Below are 19,138 nucleotides of genomic sequence, written 5' to 3'. Positions count from 1 at the left end.
CGCTCTCCTGGCTCTTCAGGATCGCGATGATCTGTTCTTCGCTGAACCGTGATCTCTTCATTCCGTTCGTCTCCTCGTTTGGGACGGACTCTACTTCAAACCGGAGGAAGAGACGGGTCTCAGGTCACGGCAAAACGCGTTGGAGGCCACTCAATTCGCCGAGAGAACGACGGCAGGGGGTATCTTCGTGCGTTTCAGGTGTCCGCCTTGAGTTTTCACACAGCCTCGGCCGTTCACGTCATTCTCTTCCGACCCAGGATCACCCTTACTCGCGGATGCAGAAACCCGCACGAAGGGCGGAGTGCCGCTATTTTTGCGCGCGCAGCATTGCACTTGCGGAATGCAGCAGGACCGGACATCCAGATTTTCGCCGATCTTCCGCGCATCTCAGACCAATGAAAGCGATATGATGCAGCCGCGGCAACCCGCTTGTCGATGAAATCAATGCCAGGATTCCGCCATATTTCGAAAAACGCGACTACTACAGAGGTTCGTCAACTGATCATGTTCCGGAAATTACATCGAGGTCAGTTCCGTTTGATATAAACTTGCCAAGTCTGGCGATCTCAAGCGCCTTCCGGAACTTATCGTGTCGGCGACACAGACGATTCCCAGTGGATACAGTAATAAGCGCACCTGCCCGCAATTGCTTTGCGTTCCGACCTACCTCACTGCAGAACCATCCTGCTATAGAGGATCAACTCGGGCCGATATTCGAAGTGCATTCCGTCGAAATGATGCCACTTGCCGCCCCAAATGAAGCCAAAACGCTCCATCGTCGAGACCAACGCCTCTGGCACCTTGTTGTCATACGCGCCGACGTCGCCTTCGTTTGCGCCCGTCCATTTCCAATACTGTCCGAGCTCGGCGTTGATATCGACGGCGATCCCGAAGCTGTGCGGGCTCAGCCGGGAGGTGCCACTGATCCGGCGCCAGTTGAATGCGCCACCCGGTGACTTGAAGAATCTCGAGAAATCTTCATCCGACTCCGCCAGAACCTGCAAGGCCATCCGAAGCTGGCAATCGACACCCCATTTCCGCGTTACCCAGAAGGTCGCCTCGGATAACCCCGGCGCCGGAACTTTCACGAGTGTCTCGCGCGTCCGGTCCTCGCTGTCGAAATAGAGCGCCTTGAAAAAAGCGTCGTTTCGCGGTCGACCCGGATCGAAGAAGGGCTCCTTGCGCCGAGAGAGATCGAAGTTCAGGGGATAGTGGTAGAGGAATTGCTCGCTGACGGTTGCGGAGCGCAACACTTCGTTCGGTGTCACGCTCCGAATCTCACCCACGTCGATCCAATGCCTTCCATCAAGGGACAGTTTCGTCCCGTCCGCCGAAATCTCGATGTCCCGATAAGCCATGAGGAGGGCGTCGAGTACTGGTGCCCGAGTCCGCTCCACGATCGCCATGGAGGTGAAATCCACCGGCGAACAGGCAGCAACCGGAGATACGGAAAGGACAAGGGCAGTCGCCAGAACGGCCACCAGATGACCAAGTTTCGTCGTGCCACCAGCCATGACGCCGTCCTCCAATTGCTCTGTGCTCGGAAATGTCATGGCGGAAATTGCCATCCCGGCACAATTCTTTGCAAGCTTGCCACGGTATCTGGGCAGAAGACACCGACAAAAGAACTCGGCCCATGCATCCTGCCAGGGCAACGACCATTTCATGGTTTTCGGCACTTGCCCGACCAGTCACCTCAAAAACCTTCGGAAAGCTCCGGTGGCGAGATCGCATCCGTGGAAACATGTGGCCTGCATTCGATGGACCAGGAATTGGAACATAGCGGCGAACGGTCGAGTCGAAGACATTTCGCATCAAGGCCGCCAGGTTTCGCGCCGGGAAGACTCCGGAACTGCCTTCTCAACAGAGCATGCCGATTTCGCCGGTGACCAGCCTTTGCAGCTGCCATAGGTCGCCCTCGCGAATGCCAGGTGTCCCCTGCGCACTGGCAGTCAGGCCTGCCTGTCACATTCGGGTTCAATCATTGTTGAACGAGGGTGCGGAGCTTTGATTGTAAGCTCGAGCGGAAATCCCAATTAGAGAAGGCCATGATTTTCAGTCGATACCTCCATCTCACTTTTCTGATCCTGCTATTGTCCTGCGGGATTGCCATCGCCCAACGAAGCCCGGACGAGCGGGCTGCGGGTGAGCGAACGATCTTCGATCTCCTGCCGCCGGATTCGACGACGCAACATGTCTGGGACTCCGCGACTGGCCCGCTCGCCTACACGGCAACCGCCGGAACGATCGACCTGTTCGATAGTGAGGGCGAACTGAGCGCCAAGATGTATTACACCGCCTATCGTGCCGAGGACGCGACCGGCGCTCGTCCGATCACTTTCGCCTTCAATGGCGGACCGGGCGCTGCATCGGCCTACCTTCATATGGGTCTGGCCGGACCGCAGATCGCCGAGCTTGGCAAGGAGGGCGGATACGGGGCCACGCCGGATCTGCGCGAGAACCCCGACAGCTGGCTTGCCTTTACCGACCTCGTCTTCATCGACCCCGTTGGCACCGGTTGGAGCCGGGCGGTATCCGACGAGGCGACGCGCGAATTCTACGGCGTGGAGCAGGACGCCGGGAGCCTGGCGCGGGCGATCTCGATCTTCGTACAGCAGAACGGCTTGCTGTCGGCGCCCAAATTCCTGCTTGGCGAGAGCTATGGCGGCTTTCGGGCCGCGAAGGTGGCCACCGAGCTTCGAGAGCGCCACGGGATCGTGTTGTCCGGGATCGTCATGGTTTCCCCCTTCCTGGAAGGGCGCTACCTGTCATCGTCGTCCCACGACCCACTGAGCGCGGCGCTGCAACTGCCCTCGCTGGCGGCTGCGGAAATGGAGAGACAGGGCACCTTCAGCGAGACGGCTCTGGCGGAGGCAGAGGCCTTCGCAATGAAGGACTATCTTGTCGCGCTGGTCGATCCGGCGCCGCCCGGCGCGGTCGCCAATTCCTTCCACGAGCGTGTCTCGGACCTGACCGGAATCCCGGCGGCGGATGTCGCACGCGCAAGGGGCTATGTCGGTGCGCTCTACGCCTCGCGGTCGGCAGAAGATGGCGACGCCGTCAGCCGGTATGACGCGGCCCACGCCTTTCCCAACCCTTATCCCGCCTCCGGGTATCCGTGGGCGGCCGATCCCGTCCTCGACGGATACACGCGGGCCTACGGCGCCGCCTTTGCCAGCTATGCACGCCGCACACTCGGGTTCGACGGCAACATGACCTATGAGCTTCTGAACGATTCCGTGAGCCGTAGATGGGATTGGGACGGTGCGCGCTCGCGGGCTTCTTCCTCGAGTGATCTGGTAGACATGCTGACGGTCAGTCCGGGCTTCAGGATGCTGATCCTTCACGGCTACAGCGATGCCGTCACCCCGTATCGTGTCAGCGAATATCTGATCGACCAGTTGCCGCGTGACCTGACCGGAGAAAGGGTCATCCTGCGTAATTACCGGGGCGGCCATATGTTCTACATTGACCCCGCTTCGCGCCGCGCCGCTGCGGCTGATGCCGAGCGGTTCTTCCGCGACTTCGGATCGTGACTGGCTCCTTGGCGCGGCAGAATGGCGGAGGCCTGTCTTCCAACCCCGCAGGTAGTGGATCAGGTAGCGAGCACGATCTGCTCGGTCAGCTTGCGGAGATCGCCGAAATAGCCACCGCTGCGGGCCGGGCGTTGCGGATCGGAAGTGATCGCGATCGACAAGCGACGATCCGGCACCACGACCAGCATCTGCCCGCCATAGCCGCGGGCATAGGCCGCGTCCCGCCCGCCAAAGCGGGTAAGGAACCAGCCATAACCATATTGGTCGCCCGAGAAGGGCGAACGCGTCCGTGGCTGCCAGGAAGCCTCGAGCCACGCCTGACTGACCACTCTCTGTCCGTCGATCTCGCCGCCGCCCAGCACCATGTCCCCGATCCGCGCCAGGGCGAGAGGACTGATCGCCATGTCATTACCTCCGAGATAGCGCCCCTGCGGATCGGCGACCCAGGGCGGGATGACGATGTTCAGTGGATCGCCAAGCCAGACCTGCGCCATCCGATGCAGGCTCTCGCCGGACGCCCGGGCAAGCGCGGCCCCCAGAACGTGCCAACCGCCGGTCGAATAGATGAAACGCCCGCCCGGAGCGCCTTGCAGTGGCTGCGACAGCGCAAAGTCGACCCAATCGTCGCTGGCGACCCAGGCCCCGTAGTTCCCGCCCGATGTGCTGCCGAGGCCAGTCCGCATCGTCAGCAGATGCCCAATGGTCAGGTCGTCCCGAGCGTCTCCGGTGGGGGCGCGGCCGAGAAGGGGCAGGACACGCTGGTCGGACCCGTCGAGCACGCCCCTGTCGATCGCGATGCCGGTCAGCAGGGCAACGATGGTCTTGGAGACCGATTTGACATTCGCAGGCCGGTCGAGGGCCGGGCCGCGGAAACTTTCGGCAAAGAGCCGCTCGCCATCCTGGTGCACGACCAATGCGTGCAACTGGTCCAGTTGCGCTGCGTCGGCGGCAATTGGCGCGAACCGATCCTGAGCCGAAGCGCTCCCGCCAAAGAGCGCCGCTCCGAATGTCGAGGCGCCGTATGCGAGAATTTGCCGTCTGGAATGGGGCTGCATTTTGACGAATCCGCTGGTTCCGATCTGCCGGTACTCAGGTTTGTCCGGTGGGCATCCGGATCAACCACCCGTTTGGTGAAAGGATCTCATAACTCTTATCGACGCTGAGCATTCATCCGCCGTCCTGGGCATAAGTCGCGTCTGCCATCGTCATCCTTCGCGTAGAACGCCGCTCGGTTGGAAAGGCAGCATCCGCACGCGCGCGAGCCGGGTTGAAGCGGAACAGCCGTTCTATCGAGTGTGACGGATAGCCGGAAGTGCACCGATCCCGTAACAACGCGAAGGGTGCACTTGACCGCGCGGCGCCTATTGCAGGCCCTTCACGGCACCTTCGATGTTGAGCGGCAGCCATTCGGCATAGTTTGCCCAGCCCTCGTAGGCCGGCATGGACACCGTCGTGACGATCTCCTCCAGGCTCTTGCCGGCATCGAGCTCGGCCATGACCTTCGATTTGAGCTCTTCCAGGTAGGCCAATGTTTCGGTCACATCCTGCATGGTACCGTTGACCGAATGCCCGGGCACAAGGATGTCGAAGTCCAGCTCCGAAACGGCCTGCACCTGCCCGATGATCCCGTCGATCGCGGATGTCGAATCCCGGTAAGGCAGCCGCTTGGGCGAGACGATGTCCACGACGAAGGCCACGTTCTCGGGGCGCACCACCGTCACTACCATGTCGTCTCCATGGCCAGCGCCGACGTAGGTCAACTCGAACGTCTTGCCACCGTGTTCCAGCGACAGCTTGTCCGAGAAAAGGACGTCCGCTGGCGTCGTCGGCCCGAAGTCCTGGCCAACCGCCTTCTGATAGTTCTCATGTGCAATGATCGTGGCGGTATCGCCGAGGACCTCGCCGCCCGAGCCATGGTCTCCATGGCTGTGACTGGGCAGCATGAAAGTGACCTCCTTGCCGAAGCGGTCACGAATTTCGTTTTCCAGCCAGGTCGCCGCCTCGGCGTTTATCGGGTCGGTGACCACCGCGCCCTCGTCGGTCACGACCACCATCGAGACGTGGAAATTGTTGTCGAACCGCCAGACATCGCCGGTGACCTCGGTCAGGTTACGGGTAACGTCTCCCGACTGGGCAAAGGCACCTCCTGCAACAAATGCTGCAACAGCAAACGAAAAGACGGATTGGCGCATGACAACCTCCCTGATCCACGCGTATGCGAACCAGTCTACCCCGCAGATGACATTGCGTCATATCACGTGGCTGTGCGCCCATCGCCGGGGCCGGTTCGAGGTCAGCCTGTCGTCAATCCCGCTGCCGGTCATGTCGACAGCTCCACGTCTCCGACCTCAATCCTGTCGCCGCAGCCGGGCTGCCATTTCCGCGAACCCGCGAATTTCGGCATGCTGAAGCGGTGTCACACCATCTCTGTCCGCAAGCGTGCGGTCGGCCCCGGTCGCGAGGAGTGCATCGAGGACCTCCTGGTGGTTCGCACCTCCGTCACCCAGGACGACGGCCTCCATGACCGCCGTCCAGTGCAGGTTGTTGACGTGATCGAGCGGAGCACCGGCGGCGATCAGCCGCCGGACCACGTCAACATGGCCCAGATGCGCCGCTGCGATGAGCGCCGTGCCGTCATACGGGCTGGTGACGAGGCCCGGATCGTTGCCCAGTTCGATCGCGAGTGACAGGAGTTCGGGATCGTCGGCGACCGCCGCGATCGTGACCACGTCATAGGCACGGCCTTCCAGCGCGTTCATGTCAGCCCCGGATTCGGCCAGCGCGCGCAACGCTTCGTCCTGCGATGCAAAGGCTGCAACATGGGCAGGGGTACGGCCCTTCGTATCACGGGCATTGACGTTTGCACCGTCAGAAACCTGCTTCCGAATTGCTGCGACATCACCAACATGGGCGGCGCTGAATAGCCCCGCGTACGCAGCGATCTCGTGATCGTTTGGAGCCGTTTGCGCCATCGCCGCTGTACCAAAGCCGATCATGCAAACGATCATTATGAAACGACGCATGGCAGACGATTCCTTCTTGCAAGCTTCGGCGATGCGGCTGTTTCAATCTCTGCGCGACGCGGCATGCATCGAAGTTGCCACGCCAGACGCATTGCACCCGACAGTCGCTACGCCAAAACGATATCGAATACGTAGCGAGGTGGCGATCCCGCTTCCTTTCGGGCGATCAGGGCTCCGGGATCCCTTGCGCGGCGCAGGAGGCCATCTCGCTCGTTGCCCGGCTCACCGGGAAAGTACATTTGCGTTGTCAGATCCGCTCCATCCGCGCTGCGTACCTTCACGTGTATGTGGCGTGTGCGCCCCGGATAGATCCCGGGGCGGGTTGTACGGAAGCGATAATTTCCCGAACCGTCAGTCCTCACCGCGCCGTAACCCTGAAACCCAGGCGGCGTCGATTGGCCCACATGGGCATAAACTCCATTAACGTCGCAGTGCCAGATTTCTATGTTTCCGCCCGAAAGAACCTGCCCCTTGGCGTCGAAGAGTCGGCCAACCATCTCGATGACCTCGCCAGGCGCCCTCTCGCCGTTGAATACGGTAAGATCGGCATCGCTATCAGACGGGATACTGCGCGGATAGAACGGCCCCTCGCTCTGCGGGGGCGTCGAAGACAGCGCGCTCACTGGACCAGAGACAGTCGCCCCCAGCAGCAGCGCCGGAGCTCCGAGTAAAAGCCTGCGTCTTCCACGATTTGGGAAGTTCCCGTTCATTCTCGCCTCACTATTCACTGATCGTTTGACCGTAGCATCCAATGTCGCAACCGAGTCATCACACAGGCGTAGAACGCGGGATTGTGAACCACGCCGCAAAAAAACATGCCTGCTTGAGCTGCAAAGGGCGAACCATTCGGAAATGCCTTCGGTCTCCAACGGCAGCGACTTCTCTCGATCTTTCGCCGTGGTGGGTATGTACCGGCCTGACCAGGAACGTCCCACCATCTGTCGGTTTCATTCCCATCGTTCCATGGCTCGCCCCCTATCTCGCGGGAATGGCAGTCGTGAAGGCTTTGCCTCCCGCGAAGCTTGAATCCAGCTGACCGGATTTTATGCAAGCGGCCAGATTGGCCTGGCCGGGGCAACACAGCCTGACATTCTATGTGGTTCATCAACCCGTTCAGGTCGCGATGGTCTGGTTGATACCCTTGGTTGTGTCCTGAATTCGAACACCGTCTCCAACGTTGATCGATCGAGCGTGAAGCCTCACCGGGCCGAAAAGGATATCCTATCGGCTTTGCTGTCATTTGCAGGATCACTAAAGCGGACGCCTGGAAAGTCGATAGCGACAGGCAGCAACGGGCCGGTCGCGTTTGTTTGGACCGACCGTTTGAAGGTCTGGAAGGTGGTGTCAGACAGATTCGAACCAGTCTACGCAAGGGCAGGACCGCTGTCCCTTATGCCGCACCAAGTTGACGCCACTCGTCGAGGGCGGCGACGCGGTTCTTCTTGAAGTTGGCTCTGGGGGAGAATCTGCGCTCCGAGTTGAAATGGTTGAAGACCGAGGCGTGGACGGCGGCAAACATCTGCAGACTTCGCATCCGCCGGAAGCGCTGCATTGCCCGTTCTCGTCGTCGGAATGGCAGGTGCGAGTTCTCCGCCCGATTGTTGAGCCAGCGCCCAGTTTCCTGCCGGTCCACCGCGCCGACCTCCCGTAGCGCAGCACTGTAGGACCGCAGCTTGTCGGTGACGAAGACGTGCGGCCGACCATAGCCTTTCATTGTTTTCTTCAAGAATTTCAATGCGGCCCTCTTGTCCCGTGTCTTCGTCACATAGCTTTCGAGGACCTCGCCCTCTTGGTCGACGGCCCGCCACAAGTAGTGCCGTTCACCGTTGATCTTCACGAACATTTCGTCGAGATGCCAATACCATTGCGGCCCGGAACGCAGCCGCTCGGCGCGTTTCATGCGGATCTCGGAGGCGAACATCGGTCCGAACCTGTTCCACCAGAACCGAACGGATTCATGGCTGATGTCGATGCCGCGCTCGTGCAGCAGATCCTCGACATTCCTGAGCGACAAAGGGAAGCGCACGTAGAGCATCACCGCCAGGCGGATGATCTCAGGGCTGGTCTTGAAGTATTTGAACGGTTTGCGTTTCGTCATCCGCGGACGCTACTTAGCCCCCTGCCCCATCGAAAGCCACGTTCTTCTGATGGTGTGGACGGCTCCACCCGAACGGCATCGCGATGTGCCAAGCTGGTGCTGTTTGGAACCAGCTAAGGAAGGAACCGACCACATGGAAATTACAACACTCGGGATCGACTTGGCCAAGTCTGTCTTTCAGCTTCACGGGGTGGATGCCTGTGGCGCTGTCGTCTTGCAGAAGAAGCTTCGGCGGGGCGCGGTGCTCGATTTCCTCGACAAGATCCTCGGCGTGGATCTGCATCGGGCTATCGACGGTGCGGATACCATCTGCGCCCTCAACCTCCGGGAAGCAGCCGTTTACGATCATGTGCTCGTCCCGGGTGTTTTCCTCGGTCGTTTGCGCAACGCTGAAATTCACCCGAATTTCTGCAGGCGCTCCTTGACGTCAGCGAGGTCATGAGTCCCGACGATGCTCTGCATCTCTTCAAACAGCGCGCCTTTGCGTTCTGCAGCCGTGCCTGCGGCGTCGCGAAACGCTCATCCCCCTTCAGGTGGTCTGCGCCAAAGGCGTCGCGGAGATTGCCGATATTGTTCGGATTGATCTCCATGATGATGACGTAACGGCCATCCTTGGTCCTGAAACGGCCGCCGGAGACCGGGTTCCCGCCATCGTCGCTTATTCCTTGTTTGATTGATTGCACAAACGCTACGCGCGTCTTCCGTGAAAGGTGGTCGAGGAACTCATCCTGCAGCCGGTCGAAAATCCTCTGATACTCGTCAGCGCGATCCGGCATGTCCTGCCACCGAGCGCGCGCGGTATCGGCCATTTCAATCTCTTCACAGATGGATCGGAATTCCGGATCGTCGCGATACAGCCTCGTGATGCTGAGCTCGAGGCCAGGAAACCGTGAGATCAAGGTCTGAAGATTTGTGCCTGCCATGTGCCCCCTCTTGGAGGATACTTGGCATGTCGGGCCTCTGATGTGCACGTTGGAACATGTTGCAACGTAGCGGTGTGTCGATCGGCCAAGCTGTCAACGGCTCTATGCGGAGTGCGCCGTCGAGACAAACCCGAATGTTCCGGAAACTGTCGGCAATCTCGGTGTCATGCTCGGTTATCAAGGTCGGTTTTCAGAGGCGAGGCCGAAGCTCGAGTTTGCGGTCGAACGCTCGATATCACCAGCCCCGAGGTATTTCATGTTTTTGGCGATAGCTCACATGATGAGCGAGAGCTGGGACGATATGCTTTCGGCCGCCACTTATTCCGCCGCTGACGGCAGCAGCATCAGCTACATGCTGTTGGCCATCGCTAACGCCAATTTGGGGAATGTGTCGGCCGTAAGAATGGATTACCGAGACTGGCTGACCGCTGGCCTCTCCTTGCCGAGTACCCCAGAGCCGCCTTGAAGGTTTACAACCTTCCCTCAACGCTCGTCGATGCATTCGTGACGGGGCTCGACCAAGTGCGCGCCGTAGCATCGCAGTAGAAAGCTGTGAAGACTCTGGCCGCCCGCGGCCTGAGCTTGCTCGGGGAAACCTTGGCACAAAGGCATTGGGACGTCGTCGAAAGGCCGCTCGCCGCCCTTCTTGACTGATGCGCCAAGTCGCCCAGAGGACTCCCCAAACGTTGATATGGCGTTGATGTAAAACACGACATCAAAAACTTGATCGGCCGAAGCCGACTTCAAGTCTTTGAAATTGTTTTTGATTTTTGGTTGCGGGGGCTCGCAACCAGCGTTGTCGAACAAGGCTGGCGTGCCGCCTTCATCGCGTTTACGCTCTCAACTGAGAATGAGTCGCTACCGCCCATAGACTGTTTGAAGGACGAGAACGAGCCCCAAACGTAGGCTGCTGGAATTTTTTGCGTTCCGTTCTGAGGTTATTGGACCTATGTGGTCAAGTCTCGGTGTTCCGAACGGAAAACACGAAGAACCGGCACAACAAGAAAAATACGACCGAATAGATTCCGATCGCTACAGGTTGCAGGGCATAGGCCGCACCCGGCAGGATTTCTAGGCCTAGTGTTAGGATGGTGAGATTGGCGCCGTAGGCTATGGCGAAGGCGCAGAGGAACCGAGCAACGGGCCAGCCCGCCTCCTGCGCTCTGAAGGTCCAGGTGCGGTTAAGGAAGAAAGACAGCACTAGTCCCGCAGCATAACCTGCGACATTCGCAGCATAGGGACCGAGGCCTGCCAGCATCAGGCCCCAGATCACGAACAGCCCCAACGCAGTGTTGAGCAGGCCGACCCAAGAATAACGGAGGAACTGGGAAAATAGGGCACGCATACTGAACTTCCTCAGGCTCTTGCTAGGTTGGGGCAGTTGGTCACCCTGTTCTGGTGGCAGTGCTCAACGGAGATCTGCAGCGGAAAGCGGCTGAAGGACGAAGAGATAGGCTGGCGATCTCCCGTCTTTGGGATTTACGATGGTGACCGAGATATCGTTGGCTCGCGCCTTTCCGGCCAGAGTGGCGGCAAGAGCTTCCGTTATGGCCTCGGGATCTCTGATTCTCATGTGGACCGACCACAAAAGCAGCTGGCAGGTCCGGCGTCCCATTGCCGTGTCCTGCACCAGCGCTTGCACCTCCGGCCGCACGAGATCGGTCAGGAGGTCGTCGCGGTTAATGGGCAACCACTTCCGGTCGGGATTGGGGGGCAGGTAGAAGCCGTAGAACCGCTCGGGATCGTCTTCTCGGAAATAGGGTTGCTCCCACCAGACCACAGGCAGAGTGGCTCCTGTGCATCCCTCGAACGACGCGACTGCATTGGCCGAGTGGCGCCAGGGTTCCTTACTGTCTTTCGCACGGTTTAGCACCATGGTTCCGGAAAGCACCACTGTGAGTGAGAGTGACATCGCCGCCGCCGGGGCGCGAAGAGGGCCATTCATCAGAGTCAGAACGACATGTGCACCATAAGCTAGCGCGACCCAGACCACCGGCGCCAGCACGGTGAAAAGCCGCTCACTCAGCATCGGCGTGAAGACGAGCGTGACCCCGAGAGCGTAGAGATAAGCTAACAGGAAACTGCCGATCAATAGCAACAGTGCCGCCGCGACATGCGCGCGGACAAACGTTGCCCAGCTTTGCCTTCTCCCCCTCGCCAATAGCGACCAGACCGCGAGCCCCGCGAGCACCAGAATCATGAGTTGCGAGCGCCGCGTGCCGATCAGTCGTCTTAGTCCATAGAGAGTGGTGTGTTTCAGGGACTCGAAACTCGCCGAAAACCAAGTGTTGTGGATGTCTATGATCACCTGGGCTTGATGCCAGATCAAAAAGGCCAGGAACAAAAAAAGAACAGAAAAGCCGGCGATCACAACACCCGCTAGCGCCCGAAATGAGCGGCAAAAGAGTAGCAGAATTGTGAAAAGCCCACCGGCCAGCAGGATCGAGTAGTAGTGACTGAGGCCCGCCACGAGCGAGAGGAGAGCCAGCGCAGCGAGCGGAAGGACGGGCGTGCGACCAACTAGCAGGTCGTCGATACAGCGCAGGGCACTGGCCAGCATGCCTGCCACAAGCAAAAGAACGAACGCATAGGCCCGCGCCTCTTGCGTGTAGATAAACCAGACCGTCGAAGTCGCGGCGAAGGCACCTGCCAGAAGGCGCGGGGCCGTCCCGACCCCCTTGGTGGGCGCCACGACGACCGCAAGGATGGCGAGCCCCCCCAACACTGCCGAGAATCCCCGGCTGCCCGTCTCGATGTCCAGCCCGGTGCCACGCAGAATTGCCCACAACAACAGGTAGTAGCCCGGCGGGTTTACGTCCTCTGCCGCCCGCGTGAGAGCCTCGCCGAAGGTTGGCAGGGTCGGATCGGCGAAATAGGCCGAGAAAAGTTCATCCGTCCAGAGGCTGGACGCATCGAGGCCAACAAAGCTACCTAGGCAAGATATCAGGATGACAAGCCCGCTCAGGGTCGGTAGAAGAACAATGGAAGTTCTGTTTGCTATAGTCATATCAAAACTATGAAATTGGTTGTTGTCAGGCATTCCATACCAAGGGAGGGTGCAGTGGGAAACCGGCGTCATAAAAAAAAGGGAATTTTCAGTGGATCTGAAGGAGCGTGACGCCCTCGGCGACAGTGCCGATAGCCATTGGTACTATGTCTCTAAGGCACGCATGGTTGCGCGACATCTACCGCGCTCCCCCCGCGAAATCCTCGATGTCGGCGCCGGGCTAGGCTGGTTCAGCCGCTGGTTTCTCGACAACGGACACGGGGAACAAGCGACGTGCGTTGATCCGGGCTACGAGGCAGAGCGTGAGGAGGATCTCAACGGCGGTCGCAGAGTGTCCTATGTGCGCGCTGTCGAACGTACTGATGCTGATCTCTTCTTGCTGATGGATGTTCTCGAACATGTGGACGACGACGTGGCGCTTCTAAAGGAGTACTGGGACAAAGCAGCGCCGGGGACAGTGTTCGTGATCACGGTTCCGGCCTTCGAATTCTTATGGAGCGCCCATGACGATTATCTCGACCACCGCCGCCGCTATACCCGCGCGCGGTTGGCGAAGACGATCCGGGCCGTCGGCGCGGAACCACGGCTACTGCACTACTACTTCGGCTCGATCTTTCCCATCGCCGTCGCGGTACGCCTCCTCAAGCGAAAGAGTGATGCGGACAGTTCCGACATGCGCCCAATGCCGGCGCCGATCAACACGATTCTGACCGCGATTTGCGGGATTGAGGCGCAGCTCACTCGGTGGAATCGTCTGGCCGGTCTGAGCGTAGTAGCGCAGTTCATAAAACCCGTCGCATGATCTCGGCTCCCGATATCCTGCCCAAACAGAGGCCCTTCTCAACGCTGCCCGTGGGCCGCAAGCTGTCTTTGGTCGTCCCCGTGTTCAACGAGGAACAGGCCGTACCAATGTTCTTAGACAAGATGAAGCCACTCGTCCGAGAGCTTCGTGATAAGATCGAACGTGTCGAGGTCGTGTTCGTCGATGACGGCAGCGCCGACCGGACGGTGGCAGAGATCATCGAACGGGCCTCCGACGTGCTCGACATCCGGATCGTCAAACTGTCGCGCAATTTTCGCAAGGACAACGCGTTAGCCGCAGGGCTCGACCATGCCACGGGCGATGCGGTGATCCCGATGGATGTTGATCTGCAGGATCCGCCAGAGTTGATCCCGCAAATGGTCGAGGCTTGGCTGGACGGCGCCAAGGTGGTGAATGCCAAGCGCGCCTCGCGCCACAACGACAGTGCGCTCAAGCGATCCTCCAGCCGGGCGTTCTACGGGGCCATCAACCTCCTGTCCGAGTTTCATGTGGAGCCCAACGTCGGAGATTTCCGCCTGCTCGACCGGCAAGTCGTCGACGTGCTGAACGCGATGCCGGAAAGAGTGCGCTTCATGAAAGGCATGTTTGCCTGGGTTGGCTTCCGACAAGTGACACTTGAATACGAGCGCCCCGAACGTGCTGCGGGCGAGACGAAGTGGAATCTCTGGAAGCTGTGGAACTTTGCGCTCGACGGGATCACTGGCGCGAGCACTCTGCCGCTTCGAGCGTGGACCTATTTCGGCTCCATCGTCGCCGTTTTGGCGCTCATTATGGGGTTCCTTCTGACCATCCGCACGCTTGTCTACGGCATCGACGTGCCGGGCTATGCCTCGTTGATGGTGGTGGTGCTGTTCTTTGGAGCATGCAATCTGATCGCGCTGGGGATCCTGGGAGAATATGTCGGCCGACTGACTGTGGAATCTAAGAGACGACCGATCTACGTGGTCGAAGAAGTGATCGAACTTACGGCAGCGGAAGGATCGGTCGACCGCCAGCAAAGTGGCTTGCTGGGTATCGGTCCGGCATGACTGCCGTTGACTTTTACCTAGGCTGCCAATTTCAGGGGGCGAGTTCGTCGAGGCGGTTGATCCTGTGACCGGCGATGTAGGTTAGAAACTAGGTAAGCCAGGCCTCGGGATCCACCGCGTTCATGCGGGCGGTTTCGATGAGGGGATAGGCAGTCGCTGCGACCTTGAGGGACCTGGCGGTGGGTTACGTCGCTCGTTGAATTAGTGAAGTTTAAGGAATTCGACTGCTATAGACGGGTCACGAAGGGCGTCTATGTCCTCGTCTCTGATCTCGGTGCAAGCGTTGGCCGACGGCCCGGCAGCACCTCTCGGGATCTGAGTTTCAATCACAACGGCCAAACAGGTCAGCCCGCAGGGAGCACCTTCAGGAGCACTCGCTGGCGATGAACGTCACCGCGTGAGCGGTGAGACACCGGTCTTTCGGGCGCGGCCCGGACCGGGTCCTCAAGTTCATCGTCACGAGCGGTTCTATCAGAAGGATCCGCACGATGACATGTGCTCCCATTGAACCAGGGTGCAACGCACTATCTCTCCCGATCAATGACGCCTTGCTGGCGCTCGTCCGCGTGATGGCGCGCGAAGCGGCTCGGTCGGACTTCGCCACGCCTCGCGATGGGGAGGTCAACGATGACTGACCTGCCATTCTCCCCGAACGCCAAATTCCCCCGCCCCGGAGTTCTCTGAGACACCTTTGACGGCTTATTGAGAGCCAAACGGAGGTGGATGATGACGCAGGAGAAGCACGAAGGCGCCGCGGGCGCGGAGAGGTCCGATGTCGGAGCGACCGGGGCGCCGGCTCGGGAACGGCGCATGACGGCAAGGCGGAAGCAGGAGTCGGTTCTGCGGGTTCTTCGCGGCGAGCCGCTGGAAACCCTGGCGCGGGAACTTCGGGTCACCGTGGCGGAACTCAGCGGCTGGCGGGATGCCTTTCTGGAGTCGGGGTCTGCGAGCCTGAAGTCCCGCCCGAGGGATGATCGGGACGACCGGATCGCGCAGCTGCAGGCGAAGCTCGGGGCGGTCACCATGGAGTTCGCGCGTCATGAAATCGGTCCGGGGGACCGATTTTAGCAAGAACGAGCTGCTTTATGAAAAGGTCGCGCGGCTGGAGGGCGGTCGCCCTTTGGGCCGGCGGAGGTCGAGGCGATGAGCGCCGTGCTCTCGATCTCCGGACGGCGGTGCTATGGCGTCGCCCGGGTCTGCCGGGTCTGGGGCATCACCCGCGCTGGTATCTATCGCCGACGGCGGGCTGCCAACCTGCCTGAGACCCCGCGCCGCCGGCCAGGACCACAGGGTCCGATGCCGGATGCCGCCCTGGTGGACGAAATCCGCACCGTTCTGACCGACAGCCCCTTTCACGGCGAGGGCTATCGCAAGGTCTGGGCTCGCCTGCGTCACACGGGCGTGCGGACATCGAAGGAGCGCGTGCGCCGCCTGATGCGGGAGAACGGCCTCTCGGCGGACACGGGCCGGGCGACACCGCGCGGGCCGCGGGCTCACGATGGCACGATCATCTCTGAGACGGTCGATACGATGTGGGGTACCGACATGACGGCCGCGGTAACGACGGTGCACGGCCAGGTGGCGGTCTTTGTCGCCGTCGATCACTGTTCGGCCGAGTGCGTCGGCATCCATGCCTCGCTGCGTGGGACGCGCCACGAGGCGCTGGAGCCGGTACGCCAGGGCGTGACGGCCCGCTTCGGTGCGGTCGGCAAGGACGTCGCCGTCGGGCTGAGCCTGCGCCACGATCACGGCTCCCAGTACACGTCCCACGACTTCCAGAGCGAGATCCGGTGGCTGGGCATCTCGTCCTCGCCGGCCTTCATCCGGGCACCTGAGGGCAACGGCTGCGCCGAACGCTTTATCCGGACCCTCAAGGAGAACCTGCTGTGGGTGAGGACCTTCGACACCGTCGAAGACCTCCGCGAGGCGCTGATCGCATTCCGGAAGACCTACAACGAGCAATGGCTGATCGAACGACACGGCCACCGCTCGCCAGCCCAGTTCAGACGTGACCAGATGGACAGCCAACCCGTGGCCGCGTAGATGCAAACGGGTGTCTCAGAAACCGGGGGCGCTACAAAATACCTCACGGTGAAGGAAGTTGCCGCCATATTCCGCATCAATACGAAGACGGTTCGGCGATGGATCGAAGATGGCAAGTTGCCCGCCACCAAGCCGGGAGGGCACTGGCGGATTGCGAGATCTGACCTGAGGGCCCTCGCCGTCGCCCGCGGGAAACGGGGGCTGGCCGATGTCCTCTAATGTCCTCTTTTGGGGCGGTTTTCTCAGGTCTCGGGAAAACGGGATCACGGACTTGTAGTATCTGTACGGGGCTCAATTGGAACTTGGGCTGAAGCTCGAGCCGAGAACACGGGATGGCAGATTTCACCAAACCTTTTTCGCATCAAGCCCAATAGAAAGAGGGTAGACCACTCGTTTTTCAAGTTCGCATTTGATGAGCATATCAAGAGGCTCGTCCATCGATCTGTGCAGTCACAAGCGCTGCCGGCGTTAGGAGCAGGCGACATCAAAGGAATGCGCCTGGCGCTCCCCCCACTTCCCGAACAGCGCAAGATCGCCGAAATTCTGCGGACCTGGGACGAGGCGCTCGAAAAGCTCACCGCCCACCGCGCGGCGAAGGTGCGTCGCACCTCCTCGCTGCGGCAAAGGCTGTTCGAGGCAGAGTACGCCTCCCACATGCGCCTCGAACATGTTCTGGTGTCATCCGGCAATGCAGAAATCTTTGCTGGCACATCCATCGCGCCCAAATTCTCGTATGTCTACGCATCGAAGTTCATGTTCGATGCCAACGGTGTCGCTGTCTGGCCAGCCTTGGCCGTCAACTACACGACCAAGACCCAGTACCTGTTCCGTATCAACAAGGGCGCCCATGACCTGAGCAACAACGCCGCCGTTAACAAGTTCGTACCCAAGAAAGAACGGCCCGTGCCGTTTGAGAACATGGTCTTCATCGGAGACGGTTCGACGGACATTTCTTGCTTCAGCCGCGTCAAGGACCAAGGCGGCCTGTCCATCGCCGTATACAAGCCGCGCGCCAAGGGTACCCACGGCAAGGCCGACGCATACAGTGCCGATGGGCGCGTCCATTGCGTTGTCTTCGAGGAGGCCAAGGTCGATGCCCTGAAACGCGACTGGAAACAGTTCTCCGAACTCAAGCGCTCGGTCCAGCTCCGCTACCAGGAGACGGTCGATGTCCGCGAGTTCGAGCCGAAGATCCAGAAGCTCCTTGATGACCACGTCGTGGCAATGCCGGCGGAAACCATCATCGAGGTGGTCAACATCAACGATCCCGACGCGCTGAAGGCCGTCGTCGAAGAGACGGGGGTGTCCGAGGCCTCGAGGGCCGATCGCATCGCCAGCGCGACCCGGCGGGCGATCACCGAGAAGATGGATGAGGACCCGACGTTCTACAAACAGTTCTCCGAGCTGCTCGAAGAGACCATCCGCGCCTACCGCGAGAAGCGGCTGTCCGAGCGCGAATACCTGAACAGCGTCGTGGACCTCGCGAGCAAGGTCGCGCGCAAGGATCGCGGCCGCGATGTTCCGGAAAGCATTCGGGGCGATGAGGATGCGCAGGCGTTCTTCGGGATCCTGGACGGTCAGCTGAAGACCGAAGGCGATGAGCTGGTAGCCGGCGACGATGCCGCAGCGATCGCTCAACAGATCATCGACATCATCAAGTCCCACCTGATCGTGGACATCTGGTCGAACGAGGTGGCCCAGAACAATCTGCGGAACGCCATCGATGACTACTTCTTCGACGTCCTGCGCGACGAAAAGGGCGTCGAACTGCCCGTGGAGGTGCTCGACGAGCTCGAACTGAAGATCATGGACCTCGCCCGGGCCCGGTTCGCAGCATGACGCGGGAATTGCATTGCCTGCAGTACGGTGAGCAGGAGATCCGATACGAAATCGTCCGCCGCCCGAGGAAGACACTGGAGATCGCCGTCGAGCCGGATGCGTCGGTGGTGATCGCGGCCCCGGAAGACGCGACACTAGACGCCATCGAAGCCAAGCTGCGGAAGCGCGCGGCATGGGTGACGAGGCAGCAACGGTACTTTGCCCAATTCCTGCCGCGGACGCCGGAGCGCAGGTTCGTCGCCGGAGAAACGCATCTTTACCTAGGACGCCAGTACCGGCTGAAGGTCGTCCCGCATGTCCAGGAAAGCGTGAAGCTGATCCGCGGCTTCATCGTCGTGCAGACTCACCGGCCGACCAGGCCGGAGGTGACACGCGAACTGGTCGAGGCATGGTACCGCGATCGAGCTCACATCAAGTTTCCGGAACGGATCGAACTCTGTCTCGGTCTGTTCCCGGATCCCGAGGCATTCAGGCCGAAGGGTCTCATCGTACGTCAGACCCGGCAGCGATGGGGGTCCATGTCACCGGCCGGACGTCTGCTACTGAACCGCCGCCTCGTGCAGGCGCCGGTCGATGCCATCGACTACGTGATCACCCACGAATTCTGCCATGTGGCGGAGCCGCATCACGGTGCGGCGTTCTTCGAATTCCTCGACAAGGTGATGCCCGATTGGGAGCGTCGGAAGCAGAAGCTAGGTCGTGTTGACAAAAGGGATTCACACTCGGCAGTAGGCGTGATTCAAGCTGGTATCTGCGATGGAGACCAGCTTGGCACGAAACCTGATGTCGGAATGAGGCGGGTCAGAAAACGGTCCGGG

At 60.3% G+C, this 19,138-nt stretch carries 16 protein-coding genes and 2 pseudogenes; 9 read left to right on the top strand and 9 right to left on the bottom strand.

Translation table 11 applies throughout. The features are described from left to right. Positions 1-668: 668 nt before the first annotated feature. Positions 669-1,568, bottom strand: a complete 900-nt coding sequence (locus EU800_RS23190; protein WP_165354815.1) for a M15 family metallopeptidase — start codon at positions 1,566-1,568, stop codon at positions 669-671. A 480-nt stretch (positions 1,569-2,048) separates the two neighbouring features. On the opposite strand from EU800_RS23190, the gene EU800_RS23185 reads away from it, so the two are divergent. After that, positions 2,049-3,536, top strand: coding sequence for a S10 family peptidase (locus EU800_RS23185; RefSeq protein WP_129635877.1), 1,488 nt, complete (start codon positions 2,049-2,051; stop codon positions 3,534-3,536). A 59-nt stretch (positions 3,537-3,595) separates the two neighbouring features. Here EU800_RS23185 and EU800_RS23180 read toward each other — a convergent pair whose 3' ends face one another. From EU800_RS23180 to EU800_RS29170, 4 genes are all read right to left on the bottom strand, one after another. After that, positions 3,596-4,591, bottom strand: a complete 996-nt coding sequence (locus EU800_RS23180; RefSeq protein WP_129635876.1) for a serine hydrolase — start codon at positions 4,589-4,591, stop codon at positions 3,596-3,598. A 306-nt stretch (positions 4,592-4,897) separates the two neighbouring features. Continuing rightward, positions 4,898-5,728 (bottom strand): MBL fold metallo-hydrolase, encoded by an 831-nt coding sequence (locus tag EU800_RS23175; RefSeq protein WP_129635875.1) that lies wholly within the window; start codon positions 5,726-5,728, stop codon positions 4,898-4,900. Positions 5,729-5,884: 156 nt separating this feature from the next. Further along, a complete protein-coding gene (locus EU800_RS23170; protein WP_129635874.1) occupies positions 5,885-6,559 on the bottom strand; it encodes an ankyrin repeat domain-containing protein in 675 nt (224 codons plus the stop codon). Between the two features lie 107 nt (positions 6,560-6,666). Beyond that, positions 6,667-7,269, bottom strand: coding sequence for an intradiol ring-cleavage dioxygenase (locus EU800_RS29170; protein WP_165354814.1), 603 nt, complete (start codon positions 7,267-7,269; stop codon positions 6,667-6,669). Between the two features lie 41 nt (positions 7,270-7,310). On the opposite strand from EU800_RS29170, the gene EU800_RS29165 reads away from it, so the two are divergent. Beyond that, a complete protein-coding gene (locus EU800_RS29165) occupies positions 7,311-7,595 on the top strand; it encodes a heparan-alpha-glucosaminide N-acetyltransferase domain-containing protein (RefSeq protein WP_129635879.1) in 285 nt (94 codons plus the stop codon). 354 nt (positions 7,596-7,949) lie between these two features. On the opposite strand, the gene EU800_RS23155 is transcribed toward EU800_RS29165, so the two are convergent. Then, entirely contained in the window at positions 7,950-8,657 is a 708-nt protein-coding gene (locus tag EU800_RS23155) for an IS6 family transposase (protein ID WP_129635872.1), read from the bottom strand. A gap of 133 nt (positions 8,658-8,790) precedes the next feature. Here EU800_RS23155 and EU800_RS27700 point away from each other — a divergent pair. After that, positions 8,791-8,922 (top strand): annotated as a pseudogene (locus EU800_RS27700) (IS110 family transposase); the annotation flags it as partial. 52 nt (positions 8,923-8,974) lie between these two features. On the opposite strand, the gene EU800_RS23145 reads toward EU800_RS27700, so the two are convergent. The 3 genes from EU800_RS23145 to EU800_RS23135 all read right to left on the bottom strand — a co-directional run bounded on the left by EU800_RS23145 (position 8,975) and on the right by EU800_RS23135 (position 12,620). After that, a complete protein-coding gene (locus EU800_RS23145) occupies positions 8,975-9,580 on the bottom strand; it encodes a CoA transferase (RefSeq protein ID WP_129635870.1) in 606 nt (201 codons plus the stop codon). 955 nt (positions 9,581-10,535) lie between these two features. Next, the gene (locus tag EU800_RS23140) at positions 10,536-10,925 is read right to left on the bottom strand and encodes a GtrA family protein (RefSeq protein ID WP_129635869.1); all 390 of its coding nucleotides are present in this window, start codon (positions 10,923-10,925) and stop codon (positions 10,536-10,538) included. A 63-nt stretch (positions 10,926-10,988) separates the two neighbouring features. Further along, on the bottom strand, positions 10,989-12,620 hold the full coding sequence (locus tag EU800_RS23135) for a hypothetical protein (protein ID WP_129635868.1): 1,632 nt from the start codon (positions 12,618-12,620) through the stop codon (positions 10,989-10,991). A gap of 58 nt (positions 12,621-12,678) precedes the next feature. Here EU800_RS23135 and EU800_RS23130 point away from each other — a divergent pair, with 58 nt between their 5' ends. The 6 genes and pseudogenes from EU800_RS23130 to EU800_RS23090 form a co-directional block, all read left to right on the top strand. Beyond that, positions 12,679-13,389 (top strand): bifunctional 2-polyprenyl-6-hydroxyphenol methylase/3-demethylubiquinol 3-O-methyltransferase UbiG, encoded by a 711-nt coding sequence (locus EU800_RS23130; RefSeq protein ID WP_129635867.1) that lies wholly within the window; start codon positions 12,679-12,681, stop codon positions 13,387-13,389. Continuing rightward, the gene (locus tag EU800_RS23125; protein ID WP_129635866.1) at positions 13,386-14,438 is read left to right on the top strand and encodes a glycosyltransferase family 2 protein; all 1,053 of its coding nucleotides are present in this window, start codon (positions 13,386-13,388) and stop codon (positions 14,436-14,438) included. The genes EU800_RS23130 and EU800_RS23125 overlap by 4 nt, the downstream gene beginning before the upstream one ends. A gap of 726 nt (positions 14,439-15,164) precedes the next feature. Next, positions 15,165-16,481 (top strand): annotated as a pseudogene (locus EU800_RS23115) (IS3 family transposase). Continuing rightward, a complete protein-coding gene (locus EU800_RS29160; RefSeq protein WP_129635865.1) occupies positions 16,482-16,700 on the top strand; it encodes a helix-turn-helix domain-containing protein in 219 nt (72 codons plus the stop codon). A 9-nt stretch (positions 16,701-16,709) separates the two neighbouring features. Next, positions 16,710-18,320: a type I restriction enzyme endonuclease domain-containing protein gene (locus EU800_RS27305; protein WP_207209979.1), complete on the top strand. Its 1,611-nt coding sequence runs from the start codon at positions 16,710-16,712 to the stop codon at positions 18,318-18,320. Further along, positions 18,317-19,138, top strand: an 822-nt coding sequence (locus EU800_RS23090) for a M48 family metallopeptidase (RefSeq protein WP_242500753.1), incomplete at its 3' end; no start/stop codon positions are given. The genes EU800_RS27305 and EU800_RS23090, both read left to right, overlap by 4 nt.

Source organism: Tropicimonas sp. IMCC6043, from assembly GCF_004146235.1.
Lineage (GTDB): Bacteria > Pseudomonadota > Alphaproteobacteria > Rhodobacterales > Rhodobacteraceae > Tropicimonas.
Note: the sequence above shows the minus strand (reverse complement) of the source record. Positions and strands in the feature narration are given on the sequence as shown.

Excerpts from the sequence above, each read along its gene's own strand:
- EU800_RS23135 (WP_129635868.1), bottom strand. The coding sequence starts at position 12,620 with ATGCCTGACAACAACCAATTTCATAGTTTTGATATGACTATAGCAAAC.
- EU800_RS23180 (WP_129635876.1), bottom strand. The coding sequence starts at position 4,591 with ATGCAGCCCCATTCCAGACGGCAAATTCTCGCATACGGCGCCTCGACA.
- EU800_RS23170 (WP_129635874.1), bottom strand. The coding sequence starts at position 6,559 with ATGCGTCGTTTCATAATGATCGTTTGCATGATCGGCTTTGGTACAGCG.
- EU800_RS23185 (WP_129635877.1), top strand. The coding sequence starts at position 2,049 with ATGATTTTCAGTCGATACCTCCATCTCACTTTTCTGATCCTGCTATTG.
- EU800_RS23190 (WP_165354815.1), bottom strand. The coding sequence starts at position 1,568 with ATGGCAATTTCCGCCATGACATTTCCGAGCACAGAGCAATTGGAGGAC.
- EU800_RS23175 (WP_129635875.1), bottom strand. The coding sequence starts at position 5,728 with ATGCGCCAATCCGTCTTTTCGTTTGCTGTTGCAGCATTTGTTGCAGGA.
- EU800_RS23140 (WP_129635869.1), bottom strand. The coding sequence starts at position 10,925 with ATGCGTGCCCTATTTTCCCAGTTCCTCCGTTATTCTTGGGTCGGCCTG.
- EU800_RS23145 (WP_129635870.1), bottom strand. The coding sequence starts at position 9,580 with ATGGCAGGCACAAATCTTCAGACCTTGATCTCACGGTTTCCTGGCCTC.
- EU800_RS29165 (WP_129635879.1), top strand. The coding sequence starts at position 7,311 with ATGTCGCAACCGAGTCATCACACAGGCGTAGAACGCGGGATTGTGAAC.
- EU800_RS23155 (WP_129635872.1), bottom strand. The coding sequence starts at position 8,657 with ATGACGAAACGCAAACCGTTCAAATACTTCAAGACCAGCCCTGAGATC.
- EU800_RS29170 (WP_165354814.1), bottom strand. The coding sequence starts at position 7,269 with ATGAACGGGAACTTCCCAAATCGTGGAAGACGCAGGCTTTTACTCGGA.
- EU800_RS23125 (WP_129635866.1), top strand. The coding sequence starts at position 13,386 with ATGATCTCGGCTCCCGATATCCTGCCCAAACAGAGGCCCTTCTCAACG.
- EU800_RS29160 (WP_129635865.1), top strand. The coding sequence starts at position 16,482 with ATGCAAACGGGTGTCTCAGAAACCGGGGGCGCTACAAAATACCTCACG.